The sequence below is a fragment of the Rhizobium sp. S152 genome, assembly GCF_030380735.1.
In the GTDB taxonomy this organism is placed as follows: domain Bacteria; phylum Pseudomonadota; class Alphaproteobacteria; order Rhizobiales; family Rhizobiaceae; genus Rhizobium.
In genome coordinates, this window is the sequence record NZ_JAUDRZ010000026.1 from 405,361 (window position 1) to 419,151 (window position 13,791).

General features: G+C 60.0%; 12 protein-coding genes. 6 read left to right on the forward strand and 6 right to left on the reverse strand.

Features of this window, described 5'->3' with window-relative positions; translation table 11 throughout:
• Positions 1–43 precede the first annotated feature (43 nt).
• Positions 44–1,762: a methyltransferase domain-containing protein gene (locus QTL95_RS21165; protein WP_289721879.1), complete on the forward strand. Its 1,719-nt coding sequence runs from the start codon at positions 44–46 to the stop codon at positions 1,760–1,762.
• A gap of 143 nt (positions 1,763–1,905) precedes the next feature.
• Complete coding sequence (locus QTL95_RS21170) at positions 1,906–3,444, forward strand: glycosyltransferase domain-containing protein (RefSeq protein ID WP_289721880.1); 1,539 nt, start codon at positions 1,906–1,908, stop codon at positions 3,442–3,444.
• A gap of 57 nt (positions 3,445–3,501) precedes the next feature.
• Here the strand turns inward: QTL95_RS21170 and QTL95_RS21175 are convergent, their stop codons facing one another.
• Together QTL95_RS21175 and QTL95_RS21180 are read right to left on the reverse strand one after the other, a co-directional pair.
• Complete coding sequence (locus tag QTL95_RS21175) at positions 3,502–3,657, reverse strand: entericidin (protein ID WP_289721881.1); 156 nt, start codon at positions 3,655–3,657, stop codon at positions 3,502–3,504.
• Between the two features lie 97 nt (positions 3,658–3,754).
• Positions 3,755–4,696: a LysR substrate-binding domain-containing protein gene (locus tag QTL95_RS21180; RefSeq protein WP_289721882.1), complete on the reverse strand. Its 942-nt coding sequence runs from the start codon at positions 4,694–4,696 to the stop codon at positions 3,755–3,757.
• Between the two features lie 72 nt (positions 4,697–4,768).
• On the opposite strand from QTL95_RS21180, the gene QTL95_RS21185 reads away from it, so the two are divergent.
• From QTL95_RS21185 to QTL95_RS21200, 4 genes are all read left to right on the forward strand, one after another.
• A complete protein-coding gene (locus tag QTL95_RS21185) occupies positions 4,769–4,933 on the forward strand; it encodes a DUF1127 domain-containing protein (RefSeq protein ID WP_289721883.1) in 165 nt (54 codons plus the stop codon).
• A gap of 188 nt (positions 4,934–5,121) precedes the next feature.
• Positions 5,122–6,276 (forward strand): alpha/beta hydrolase, encoded by a 1,155-nt coding sequence (locus tag QTL95_RS21190; protein ID WP_442981340.1) that lies wholly within the window; start codon positions 5,122–5,124, stop codon positions 6,274–6,276.
• Positions 6,277–6,364: 88 nt separating this feature from the next.
• Positions 6,365–7,321, forward strand: a complete 957-nt coding sequence (locus tag QTL95_RS21195; RefSeq protein ID WP_289721885.1) for a formylglycine-generating enzyme family protein — start codon at positions 6,365–6,367, stop codon at positions 7,319–7,321.
• A gap of 151 nt (positions 7,322–7,472) precedes the next feature.
• Positions 7,473–8,399 (forward strand): HAD family hydrolase, encoded by a 927-nt coding sequence (locus tag QTL95_RS21200; RefSeq protein WP_289722428.1) that lies wholly within the window; start codon positions 7,473–7,475, stop codon positions 8,397–8,399.
• Positions 8,400–8,458: 59 nt separating this feature from the next.
• Here QTL95_RS21200 and QTL95_RS21205 read toward each other — a convergent pair whose 3' ends face one another.
• From QTL95_RS21205 to QTL95_RS21220, 4 genes are all read right to left on the reverse strand, one after another.
• The gene (locus tag QTL95_RS21205; protein ID WP_289721886.1) at positions 8,459–10,213 is read right to left on the reverse strand and encodes a hypothetical protein; all 1,755 of its coding nucleotides are present in this window, start codon (positions 10,211–10,213) and stop codon (positions 8,459–8,461) included.
• A 125-nt stretch (positions 10,214–10,338) separates the two neighbouring features.
• On the reverse strand, positions 10,339–10,638 hold the full coding sequence (locus QTL95_RS21210; RefSeq protein ID WP_289721887.1) for a hypothetical protein: 300 nt from the start codon (positions 10,636–10,638) through the stop codon (positions 10,339–10,341).
• Positions 10,639–10,859: 221 nt separating this feature from the next.
• Positions 10,860–12,746, reverse strand: coding sequence for a hypothetical protein (locus QTL95_RS21215; protein ID WP_289721888.1), 1,887 nt, complete (start codon positions 12,744–12,746; stop codon positions 10,860–10,862).
• Positions 12,721–13,782, reverse strand: coding sequence for an AAA family ATPase (locus tag QTL95_RS21220; RefSeq protein ID WP_289721889.1), 1,062 nt, complete (start codon positions 13,780–13,782; stop codon positions 12,721–12,723). Before QTL95_RS21220 ends, QTL95_RS21215 begins: the two co-directional genes overlap by 26 nt.
• Positions 13,783–13,791: the final 9 nt, after the last annotated feature.

The window sequence follows — 13,791 nt, forward strand, 5'->3', positions numbered from 1 at the left end:
GCCATGGTCCCCGGGAAACAGCTTTCCGTGAAGGGGACAGACTTTGGACGACATCAAATTGCCGAGTGGCAACGAGTTCATGGTGGGCCTGGACATGCGCATGCCGTCCGCCCGCCAGGCGTCGCCAGCCATTCCGACGGCGCTCAACCTCGGCTCCGGCAAGGACTACCGCAGCGACCTGTTCAACATCGACATTGACGACACCTGGGCCCCGGACGCCATCGTCGACCTCAGCGTCGTCGATATCGACCACAATGGCGTGGTCGTTCCGACCGGTCGCTTCGGTGATGTCACGCTCAAGTCCGGCATGTTCGACAAGATCATCACCAACGACGTTCTGGAGCATGTTCCGAACCTCGTGAAATTCATGACCAACTGCCTGCAGCTTCTGAAGATCGGCGGCACGTTCGAAATCAGCGTCCCCTACGACCTCAGCTATGGCGCATGGCAGGACCCGACCCACCTGCGCGCCTTCAACGAGCGCAGCTGGCTCTACTACACCGACTGGTTCTGGTATCTCGGCTGGGGTGAAGCCCGCTTCATCGCTGAAAAGATCTCCTACACGCCGAGCCCCTACGGCCAGGAACTGTTGCAGAAGGGAATGAACCAGGAAGATGTGCGCCGACAGCCCCGCGCCATCGACCAGATGTTCGCCCGCCTGCGCAAGATCGAGCTGACCGAGCAGGACAAGCAGATGTGGCGCCATTGGCGCGAACGCCGCGAAGAAGCGGCCAAGCGCAACATCGGCCGCACCGGCGCCGCCGCCAACATCCCGGTTTCCGCTGCCGCCCCGACAGCCCAGCGCCACCTCAACATCGCGACGGCGACCATGTCGGCCCCCGCGCCTGTTGCGGCCGCACCGATTGCAGCACCTGTCCCCTCCATCGACCTCACCGCACCTTTTGCCGGTGGCTGGGCCAAGCACAGCGACAGCCATTGCGTCTGGATCGTCTCGCCTGAAGGATACCAGCACAGCCACGCTTTCGATGAAGTCGCCGAGACGCTGTCCAACGCCTTCGCCGAGCTTGGCGGTTCCGCACCTTTGGTGCGCCATCCAAGTGAATGGCAGGGCCGCTCGCCGATCATCTTCGGTGCCAACCTGCTCTCCGCCGAGGCAGCCAATGTTATTCCGGCCAGCAGCATCATCGTGAACCTAGAGCAGGCGCAGCAGGACAGCGCCTGGATGAAGGGCCACTACATCGACATGCTCAAGCGCTTCCCGGTCTTCGATTACAGCGGTCGCAACCGCCAAGCCCTGCAACGTTTCGGCGTCGGCCATGCCAACCTGCTTCCCGTCGGCTACACCCGCAGCCTGACCCGCATCCGGCACCGTCCCGTCAAGGACATCGACGTCCTTTTCTACGGCTCCATGAACGAGCGCCGCCATGAAATCCTGCACGCGCTCGGCCAGCGCGGGCTGAACGTCATCCACCTCTTCGACGTCTATGGCGAAGAGCGCGATTCCGCGATCGCCCGCTCCAAGATCGTGCTGAACATGCATTACTACGAAACGGCCATCTTCGAAGTCGTCCGCGTCTCCTACCTTCTGGCGAACGGCGTCTGCGTCGTGACGGAAGGGGAAGCCGGCGATCCCGATATCGCGCCCTTCGCCGACGGCCTCGCCATTGCCCCGCATTCAGCTCTGGTCGAGCGCTGCATGGAACTGATCGCCGACGACCGCCAGCGTGAGGCGCTCGCAATGCGCGGTTTCAAGATCATGTCCTCGCGCTGGCAGGCCGACCTCATCAAGCCGCTTCTCTAGAGCAATTCCAGGAAAAGTGCGAAGCGCTTTTCCGTCCGGAATCGCGTGAAAACAAAAGGAAAGAGCTGTTCCGCGATTCGAAGAAAAGCGGAACCGCTCTAAGAGCAGCGGCAAACTCTCTGAACGACTGGAATGGGCTGGCGATGCAAGAAGCGAGCAACACCGAATACCAACCGCACGCCATGGGCCTCGATCTCGAGGAGGTCGGCTTGCCGGAGGAAGACAGGATCGCCGTCTATACCGCGATCTTCGCCGGTTACGACGATATCCCTGCCCTCGAGAACATCGACGACCGCCTTGACTATTTCATTTTCACGGATGGCGATATCGACGCGCCTCCTCCGTGGCAGGTGAGAAAGCTGACGCCTGTTTTCAGGGACCCGCAGCGTGATGCCCGCCGTGTCAAGCTGCTGCCGCATCTGTTCCTGCCCGGCAAGTACACGATCTCCGTCTGGATCGATTCCAGCCTGAGCATCCGCAACCTGACCAGTGAAATCGTCGAACAGGTGCTCGGCGATCAGGATATCGCGGTCACTCGCCACAGCCAGCGCAACTGCATCTATGCCGAGGCGAAGGCCGTTCTCGACGTGAACTACGATTCACCGGGACGCGTCGACCGGCAGATGAGGCAGTATGCCAACCGCGGCTTCCCCGCCGCCTTCGGCCTGCATGCCACCATGTTCCTGGTGCGCCGGCACACGAAGCCGAATTGCATCGCCTACGATCTCGACTGGTGGAGCCAGCTCAGCCGCTTCTCCAAGCGTGACCAGTTGAGCTTTGATTACGTCAGATGGCGCAACCCCGGGACCAGCGTTCGTACACTCGAGATGAATCACGGGAATAATCAGATCTTCGGCTTCAAGATGAAGGACGGGCGCGAACACAAGTCGAGCAATCGCGTCACCGACGAGCATCTGGAGACGGCATTGCGCAGCGCCTCGGGCCTTGCCTACGACGCCGCGGATTCCTATTCCGACCTCTACGACAGCTATTCGCAGCCGTTCCTCGCGCACCTGCGCAATATCAACCAGATCGGCGGCGCAAGCGATACCGCGCAGCTGGACAGCATCTGCTACTATGCGGGCCAGCCGGATTATCTCTATTCCCCGCCGGCGCCCGGCAAGGGCAAGGAGCGGGAGCTCCTGCTGCGCGCGATCGCCGGCCGCCAGCGACTGTTCGCGATGTCGCTCGATGGCGGCTACGATCCGCTTCTGGTGCTTTCGGAAACCAATCTTGCCGTCACGTCGCTCGACGACGGTGAGGCGCCGCAGAACGAAACAGCCGCTGCCTACCTTCGGGCGAACTTCGAGGATCGTTTCCTCTACGCCCGCCTCGACGCGATGACGCTTCTCGATATCATCGACCAGATCTCGTTCGATCTCTACGACGCGATCCTCGTCAACGCGGCCCGCCGCCCCGAACTGGTTATCTATGATCTCGTCGCCGCGGCCACCCACGGCGCGCCCGGCGCGGTCGTCGTGGTCACGCATCTCGGCAATATCGCTGTAAAGCGGGCGATCACCCATCTCGCCTCCCGCGGCCTGATCGAGGAGCGGGGCGACCTTTCAGCCGGTACGGCTGTCGCCTATACCATCCGCAAGAGGACGGAAGCAGCACCGAACGCCGCCGAGCTGTTGGCTGACATCAATGCAATCCGCAGATCGCTCGGTACAGGATTCTGATGAAAAAGAAGCGCCATACGCGACCCCTCGGCTCGCATATGGCGCATCTTGAACGGCTTAGCGCTTGGCTGCGTGATCGACCGAGCGGCCGGCGTCCTGCGTTGCATTGACGGCATTGGCGGTATCGCGGCCGACACCGCGGATCGTATTCGCGCAGGAAGAGAGCGCGAGGAGAATCATGAGGGCGGCGCTGATCTTAGCCGTGGTCGTCATTGCGGAAATCCTTGTTTGAAATGGAGACGACGAACGCAGAGTGCGTTCGCTGCGCCTCCATAACGCATCAATCGCCAAAAGGTTTCATTGCCGGCTATCAAGCCGCGGCCGCCTTGGCCTTCTCCGCGAAGGCGAACCGGATGTTCTCAGCCACGGCCTCCATCGGCGCGCTCATGCGCGGCGTCGTCAATAGCCGGATGTCAAACGAGCCGAGTTCCGGCAACCCTTCCTGAACGCCGAGGATCATCATGTCCTCTCCGACATAGGACCGCGGCAACGGGGCGATTGCGAGGTCGGAGATGACGGCGGCCCGCTGCGCCATCGTATGGCCGCTGAGAAAGGCCACGCGATAGGCCCGCTTCATGCTCTCCAGCTGCGAGATCGCCTCGGACCGCCAGATGCAGCCGTCCTCCCAGATGGAGATCGGCACCGGATCGCGGCGATGCGCCGTTCCGCCCCGCGCTCCGGCCCAGACCAGCCGCTCGCGAAACACCACCTCGCCCTCGGTCGGAAACGGTCGCGTGGCGCAGTTGATCAACGCAAGGTCCAGCCGCTGCTCCTCCAGCCGCTTTTTCAGACCGATGCTCATGTCGATGGTCACATCGACCATGATCCCGGGAAACGTCTCGGCGAAGTGCCGAAGAATACCTGGCAACAGCCGCTCGCCGATATCCTCGGGCGCGCCCAGCCGCACCACGCCGCTGAGCTCCGGCATGATGAAGCGCGACACTGCCTCGTTCGACAGCGCGATGATGTTGCGCGCATAGGAGAGCAAGAGCTCGCCATGTTGGGTAAGGCTGACCGAGCGCGCGTCGCGCAGGAAGAGCGTCACGCCGAGCTGCTCCTCGAGCTTCTTGATCTGCATGGAGACCGCCGACGGCGTGCGGAAAACAGCTTCGGCGGCGGTGGAAAAATTACCCGTCTCGGCGATGGCGACGAAGGTGCGCAGCACATCGTTGTCGAGAAGCGGAATGGGACGGCGAAAAGGCAGGGTCATCGTCTCATCTTTCAATTTTTCTGAATTTAAGCACCATATCATTTTGTTTGTTTGAAAGTCAATCGAGGCCTAATCTCCTCTCATAGCGGCAAGAACAGATGAAAGGAGGCCGCCATGCTTACCTTCAATCAGCTCCTTGGAAAGCTCAAAGCATTCAGCGCGCATCATCAGCGCCGCCTCTCACGTGAGCGCATCCGGCGCGAACTCGCGCGTCTTCCTCCTCATCTGGCAGATGACATCGGCCTGACCGCGCCCGAACCGGATTCGCGGTCAGCGTGAGAACCGACCGCCTATAATGGTGCAATGCACGCGAGACGATTATTTTAGCAACTGTGACTATTCCGCACTTATGCGGAAAGCGGAATGCGTTATGGTGACGACGAATAGTCGCCGGAGGCACCATGCCGCGGAAGTTACTGGTTCTATTGCTCGTCGTTCTTTCCGGCTGCGGCCATCCCACCGGCGTCATGACGCCGGTGGCGCTGACGGCGGCCGCTACGGGCACGTCGCAGATAAACATGCTCGTCGCCACCACCCGACAACCTTCCGGCGATCCGGCCACCCTGTTCAACGGCGAACGCAGCCCGAAGCCGTCCCTCACCGAAGTCGCAGTCTCCATCCCGCCGGACAACAAGCGTCAGCCGGGCACGGTGCAATGGCCGCGGAGACTGCCCCCGAACCCCGCCACCGATTTTGCCGTTACCCGCGTCAACCATATCGAAACGACGAAGGAAGCGCGCGGCTGGTTCAGGCAACATGTGGTCGGCGGCCATGCCTTGGTCTTCATCCACGGCTTCAACAACACATACGAGGATTCCGTCTTCCGTTTGGCGCAGATCGTCCACGATTCCGGCATGCAGGCCACTCCGATGCTCTTCACCTGGCCGTCCCGCGCCAGAGTCACCGCCTATGAATATGACAAGGAAAGCACCAACTACTCCCGAACGGCGCTGGAGCAGGCACTGCGAGCGCTGGCAGACGACCCGGATGTGAAGGAGATCACGATCCTCGCCCATTCGATGGGCACCTGGCTTGCCATGGAATCGCTGCGCCAGATGGGTATTCGCGACGGCCACGTGAACCCGAAGATCCGCAACGTCATTCTCGCCTCACCGGACATCGATATCCAGGTCTTCGCCAAGCAGTTCGCCGAGATGGGCAAGCCGACACCGAAATTCACGATATTCGTGTCTCAGGATGACCGCGCGCTTGCCGCTTCCAGCTTCCTCACTGGTCGCATATCGAGGCTCGGCTCGATCGATCCGACCGTCGAGCCCTTCCGTTCAAGGCTGGAGGCAGCCGGCATCACGGCCATCGACCTGACCAAGGTAAAGGGGGGCGGCCTGAACCATGGAAAGTTCGCCGAGAGCCCCGAGATCGTTCAGCTGATCGGCCAGCGGATCATCAACGGCCAGACACTGACGGATTCCAACGTTTCGCTCGGCGAAGGCCTGACGGCCGTGGTCGGCGGCACGGTGACCACAATCGGCACGGTCGCGGCGACCGCGGTCGCCGCCCCCGTCACCGTCGTGGAGCAGGCACAGACGAAGCCGCGCAAGAAGCTGCCGCCGGCAGGCGATACATTGCCCGGCGATCTGAAGGCACAGGAACTGACGCAGTAGCCGCGGCCGCCTCGCCTGATGTTACCGTAACGTACTTTCATCGGCGCCGCGCCCGTGAGAGCCTGCGCCATCAATCGCGGAGGCGCGTATGACCCTGGCATTCGACGAGCGCGATCAGACGACGGCTCCCGACGGAATGGTATGGATTCCCGGCCGAACCTTCACCATGGGCTCGAACGATCACTACTCCGAAGAGGCGCCCGCGCATCCCGTGACCGTCGATGGTTTCTGGATCGATGAGGTTCCGGTAACGAACCGCCGTTTCGGGGAGTTCGTCAAGGCGACGGGCTATGTGACGCTCGCCGAGAAGATACCGGACGCCAAGGATTATCCAGGCGCGCAGCCCGCGATGCTGAAGGCCGGTTCGCTGGTCTTCCACCAACCGAAATCCGTGACCGGCCGCGACATCCGCCAATGGTGGACCTTCAAGTTCGGCGCCAACTGGCGCCGGCCGCTCGGCGGGTTGAGCGACCTGCGCGGCAAGCTCGACCACCCCGTGGTGCACGTCGCCTATTGCGATGCGCGCGCCTATGCCGACTGGGCCGGACTGGATCTTCCCACCGAAGCGGAGTGGGAACTCGCCGCCCGCGGCGGCACCGACGATACCGAGTATGCCTGGGGCAGCGAACTGATGCCTGATGGCATCGCCATGGCCAACACCTGGCAGGGCACATTCCCGACCCACAGCACGAAGCCGGCGGGCAAGGAACGCACATCGCCGGTCCGCGCCTTCCCGGCCAATGGCTACGGTCTTTACGACATGATCGGCAACGTCTGGGAATGGACCACGGATTACTGGTCGACACGCCATCCGGAACCCGCCGCGAAATCCTGCTGCATTCCGACGAACCCGCGCGGCGGCGCGGTCGAGGCGAGCTATGACCCCAGCCTTCCCGACATCCTGATACCCCGGCGCGTTCTCAAGGGCGGCTCGCACCTCTGCGCGCCGAACTATTGCCGTCGCTATCGCCCTGCCGCCCGGCACGCGGAACCGGAGGACACCTCCACAAGCCATGTCGGCTTCCGCTGCATCAAGCGGCCCTAGGCCCGAAAAAGGAGCATGAAACGTCATGGAGGAGGCCGACGTCATGATCACCGACCGGACTTCGCCAACGCCGCAGGTCGACGCCGCCCTGCCCGCGCTGTTCCTCTCGCTCCTCGTTCTCATCGTCGCGCTGGTCTCGCCCGGTCTGTTGATGGCTCAGGAGGCCTTGCCCTCGTGGAACGATGGAAAGTCGAAGCAGGCCATCGTCGATTTCGTCACCAGGGCGACGACAACCGGCGGCGCGGACTATATCGTTCCCGAAGATCGGATCGCAGTCTTCGACAATGATGGTACGCTGTGGACGGAGCAACCGGTCTACTTCCAGTTCGAGTTCATTGCCGACAGGATCAGGGCGCTGGCGCCCGAACATCCGGAGTGGAACGAGAAGGAACCTTACAAGTCCCTTCTCGCCGGCGATCTCAAGAGCGTCGCGGCGGGTGGCGAGAAAAGTCTGGTCGAGCTCGGCATGGCAACGCATGCAGGCATGACGACCGACGAATTCGCCGCGATCGTCAAGGACTGGTTCGCAACCGCGCGCCACCCGAAGGCCGGCAAGCCCTACGATGAGATGACGTTCCTGCCGATGCGCGAGTTGCTGGATTATCTCAGGGCAAATGGTTTCAAGACCTATATTGTCTCCGGTGGCGGCGTCGAATTCATGCGCGTCATCACCGAGAAGGCCTATGGCATCCCGCCCGAACAGGTCATCGGCAGCACGATCGCGACCCAATACGCGGTGGTAGACGACATCCCTGTGCTCAATCGGCTGCCGAAGATCGACTTCATAGACGATGGCCCCGGCAAACCTTCCGGCATCAACAAGTTCATCGGCCGCCGCCCGGTCTTCGCCGCAGGCAACTCCGACGGTGACTATGAGATGCTGCGCTGGGTGACCTCGACCAAATCGCCCACATTTGCCCTGATCGTCCACCACACAGACGCCGCGCGCGAATATGCCTATGACCGCCAATCATCGGTCGGGAAGCTGGACAAGGCTCTGAACGAGGCGGAACGCCGCAACTGGCTGGTGGTCGACATGAAGAACGACTGGAAGACGATTTACGCGGGCGGCCCGTGACAGGCGGAGTTGCGTAAATTCCAGCAAAAGTGCGAAGCGGTTTTCCTTCCGGAATTGCTCTACAAAGCGGCAGCCAGCCTCTTTGCCTTCACATCCGCCCCTGCCTTCCGCAGCCCTTGCTCTATGGAAGCCGCGAGATCGGGACCGAGGCGATATGCGGACATTCTCTCGTAGAAACTCGCCTCGAAACCGGGATCGATCTTGCGGAACGCCGCGAGCCGCGCATCGGCGAGGCTAGAACCCAGCTGTCCAAGCGACGCCGTCCTCACCGACCAGATGACGAAATCGCTGTCGCTGACCTGCTCGGCCAGCAGCGAGGCGGTCGACCAATCGCCGCGGCGATAGGCGTCGAGAACCAGAACGACCGCGGCATCGCGCGGAACCACATCGACCGCACGGCCGGCATCCTCCGCAAGCGACGCCCCGGCCGCGAAATAGCCTGCCGCGAAGAGCACCATGCCGAGCTTCGCCATGACATCGGGATTGTTCGGATTAAGGGAAAGCGCTCGGTTGCCTGCCTTGATCGCTGCCTCCATGCGTCCGCTGTGGAACTGCGCCAGCATGACCGCCGTGCTGGCGCGATCGGAAAGCGGTGCAAGGCTTGCGGCGCGGTTGGCGAGTTGCAACGCGCGATCGAGGTTTTCGCCGGTGGCCGACCCGTCACGACCGCGAGCCATCAAGCTGGCGAGAGCGGCGGCGGCATCTGCATCATGCGGATCGCGCGCAAGTGTCGCCTCCAGGCAATCGACGGCCTCTCCGATGCCGTCGGCGCCGCCGCTGTCCAGCTCGTAGTCGGCTTTAAGGACACAAGCATTCCCCAGCGTTCCCTCGGCGTAGTCATGCGCCTCGATCATGTTGATGACGCTGCGTGTGGCGGCAAAACGGCGCGACAGCTGCGTCACAAGCTCGGCCTGAACCGCGGATATGCTTCGCCCATTGGTATCCACCCGTTCGATGCCGGACTTGAGAACGTCACCGGCATTTGCATCGACGATCTGCCACCAGACAGTCCGATCGTCGTCATCGCCGTAATACTTCATGTCGATGTCATAGGCGCGCGAGATCGCCGGCCGCAGCACGGCCGAAAGTGGCCGGCCGCGCGCGGCGGACTGCGAGATTGTCAGCGTCTGGAACTGGGTGAGCGCCGTAAGCAGCAGATCACGCGTCCTGTCCGCTTCGTTTCCAAGCCCCTTGTCCGCCACGGTCATGGTGATGGTGACAGTCGGCTTTGCCGTCGTAACCGGCCGTGCGCCGTAGAGCGCGGCCCCGCCGGCGAAACCGACAGCGATCAAGGCAAGGACCCCACCTCTCACCTTCCATCGCTCCAGTGCAAGCCGCCACTTCGAGACGCCCGCATGTGGCTGTGTGGCCGCCTCGTCGGTTGACTGCGGGCGGATCTCGCGCAGCGCCGGCGCAGCCGAGCTTTCAGGCGACCGTCGCCGGTTGTCGCGGCCACGCAGGAAAACCGCGACATAGCGACCGCGCGGCAGCTCTATCGATATTCCGTCATCGGCTCCGAAAGCCTCGTAATATTGATTGAGGGACGAGCGCAGCCGGCTGAGCTCTATGCGCACGATCGGATCGAGCGAAGGGTCGAAATTGCTTTGCCGTCCCAGCACGTCGAGCGCGATGGAATAGGCCTTTACGCCATCGGCGCACCCGTCGAAGTGCCTCTCCGCTATGTATCGGAGAATGGCGCGGCTTCGTTCCGTTGCGTGAAAGCGTTCATCGGAGAAGAGACGTTCAAGTTCCGCCCGGGCCTCCTCGCAGGAAACATCGCAATCCCTGGACCCTTGCTGTTCTTCCGCCTTCATCGCTGCCCCCGCTACGCAATGCCAGATGCCAAGTAGAACATATAAATACTTGCTCATATAACGAATGGTTGCAATACAAAAAGACATGGTGAAGGGATTCAACCGTCTAGCGAGTGCGACGTGCTCTAATCCGGGGCAGCCGCTCCGCGCCGCATGCAGTAGCGAATGACGTCAGCCTCGATTTCGAGACAGACGGTCTCGTACTCCCGAACCATCAACCGATCAGCCTCGCTCTTGCCGTTTCTAAGCCGTTCCAGCGCGACGCTCGCCTCCTCATAGGCTTCGCAGAGATTGCCGAGTGATTCAGAATCGCTCGCCAGCACCTGCAAGCGTGCGCGCAAGGCCGGAAGCTTGAGCATGAGCCGCGACAGCCCTCTTTTCTCGGCCGCCGCCGACGGTCTTGGTCCGCTGCTTTCCCTACCCATCAGACCACCCCAACGGTCGTCCTGTCGATGGGTCACAATGCTACAGGCCTCGCGAGGTTCGAAAAGTACGTTACGGTTGCAGAACCCGTCTTAGTCAGAATCATCTAACCTGCTGATTAACCTAGTGTTGATCCCTCTAAAGCGAATCTATTCGTCTTTGGACGATACCATTCTTTGCGGTGGCCACTCTCGTCTGCGGGGCTTGCAGAGGACTTAAAGCCCTACCGAACGCGAGGCATCATAAGACTACTGAAGACCCTCTCAACCTCACAACGATGCCATATTGTCAACGCCCCCGCTTGCTTAATCGGGACGGGCATAACGTCGTCTGCCAGCAACACCCTCTGCATGGCTTTGGTCATTATTTTGGGAGCCTTGGCGATATCGGGAATATATCGAACACTCAACAGACTGCTTGGCTCGTATTTTGCGCGGAATTCCGCGATAGCATCCCAACAAAAAGGCGCTGCGATCAAGCCCGCTGCGTTGGCGAACCCGAGACCTCCCTCATGAAGGCGAGTCGAGGCGGCGGCTTCACCAAAAGAGAGTGGAATTCTATTGAGGGGTCGGCACGATTGTGGAACTCTTCGAAGCACCGCGCTGAGTACCTGCAGGTCTTCAATATACAACCCCTCGAGGATCGAGCTCTGAGCTCTTTCGGTACACCAATATTCGAGCTCGCCCTGCATCATAGCTTCTAGCACTGAACTCCACGGGTCGTCAGTGGCGGAGAAGAATGCGGCCACCGCGCGCGGCAATCGAACTGCTCCTTTGGGAACAGATGACAAGGAAGCCTTATTTAGCAAACCCCCGACTAGGGTCTTGGCGCTCGCTACCAATTGCGGACGGCGGGCTTGGTCCAAAGCATCCGATGATAGGAAACCGCTGTCGACTAGGGCCATAAGGGTCGGGATCGAAATACCGATGCCAGCTGTGATCTTACGAACGTCAGTTCTGGCTCGTAGCAACAAGGCGTCGGAAAATTCATCTGAGTCTGAATTGGACGCTCCCTGTTTTATCCACTTTCGTAGGTTGCGGTATTCATGAACTGGGCCGCGCGAAAGAGACAGCTTAGTCGATTGTGTCGGGCCGAGCGTTGACTGTAACTTCGAAGCTCGAACAATTTCTTTCATGCGCTTACGAAGTGTCACACTAACCCGGCTGTTGTATAATAATGCTCTGAGCCCGTGCTTTGATGGAGCGATGACCACTTCTCCCTCTGAAACGTGCTCCTCGAATGATGCGGGCCAGCCTCGAACAATATCTGCAGCAGCTGCTAAATTTTCAGGCGTGATTTCCAACCGGGCGGACTTGGCGCTTTTGCTTGGCATGAGCCTGGCTATCGCGAATATGACTTCGAAAACTTCCCCGTCGCTCAAATCCGAGAAGTCAGCGTGGAGCAAGGAGCGTGAGGTCGAGCGGCGATCTCGCGCGATAGGGTCAATGAAACTCGTCGCGAAATCCAAGCTACTCCAATGAGTCTCTGGGACAATTTTTTGCGGGTATTCTCTCAAGTCGACAGCCTTCAACTCGCCGTCCATGGTGACCTCATTACACCTGTCGCAACACCACACTTCGCCCATAAAGCCGGACATAAGCAGCTCTTTGCATTCCGGACACTTCTTCAAAAGCATCTCTTTGGTGGCTGGATCGAAGCCTATCGGCCAAACCTTCCAAATTGATCGCAAATATGGCGCTTCCCGCAGTGCTAACGGCGAAACGCGACGATGAGAGGAAAGGGTCCGCCAGTCGAGCCAGACATCGAAAAACGGCTTCAGGTGGGGCTGCGGCGGCGTCGAGTCGTGAAGTAGCCCTGCAACCTCATCAGGTCCGCCGGGGTTTCCCAGCAGAATAGACAAACCCTCTGGCGTCATTCCGTACCGATTAGGGCCGGGAGCCAACCTGTGTGCTATTTTCGTCGATACTCCCATCAGCTTGTAGGACATGTACGGCGGAAAGCCATTCTCGCAGGCTGCCCTGATAAGGAGGTCCTCTAAGCACTCGTCGGCACGTGGACTGACAGCGATCGGATATGACTTACCCTTGGTGAGAATACGACGCTGGCAGTAGTCTGGCTCGAAGTCAAAGTTTAAGTTCGTTGCTGTCACGTTGGAATTCCTCAACTGAAGGGAGCGATATCTGAATGTCGGTGAAAGGATTGGTCTTACAGATGCCAATTCTCACGGAGTAGTCAGCAACCGCACGCGCCAAGTCTTCACGCTCAAGTTCCAATCGGCCTCGCTGCATCATGTTTTCGAGGCCCATCCTAACAATAACGGTAACTAGGCCGAGACGACCTTTAGTTGCGATGTTGAGGCACAGTGGGACATCCCCCTCAACCAGAATTTGAGGCAGTTCTGGCAATATCCCATGTTGGACGATCTTGTGGCTTAATCGACCACAGAACTGTTCAAATATCTTTCTATCCGACGGATTTCCGAAGTGGAGCGGGCCGAACTTAATCGGGCTGATAGAGCGGGTATAAACTTGGTGTTCGAACACGACGTTTTCAGCGTGTTGTGTTCCAACGAAAACGATTGGCCACCTTTTTACCCAGCGCTTCAACGTATTTTGAACCTCTGAGGCATCTTCTTGGCGTGAAATCGACCCGGCAAACGTCTGCACTTTGATGTGTTGGGTCTCATCCAAAAAGATAATCTGGTAGTTTCGCTCCTTGAGCAGCTTCTCCACTCGAAAGCGGCGTTGTTTGGCAGTGCCTCCATGCGGATCGGGGTCGCCGAGGGCTTCAAGGAAATCGGAGATCAGACCGCTCACAGTGGTAGCACCGCTAAGCTCGACGAATAGTGCGAACGTTTGGAGTTCGGCTATGTCGGACAGAGGCTTCAACTTGAGTTTTTCAACAACGCTGAGTTCAGCGCCGCGGTCAGCTTTCGCCGATTTGAACTCAAGCCAATCTGCAGCTACGACTTTTTCAATGTACCATTTGACCGTGGTCGTTTTCCCCGACCGGGAGCCTGCGAAGAGGCTGGCTGCGGTCTGCTCGGCGTTCGGCGCGGCTTTTTTTCGCCGCCGTAGCTTCTCAAACGTCGCCACAGCGGCTTCATGGTGTGGATGCTTGATGCGCATCTTGTTGAACTCGGCATAGAGGTCATCGTCTTCGAGTTTTGACAAGGCTTGCGGCACGGTTCTTCT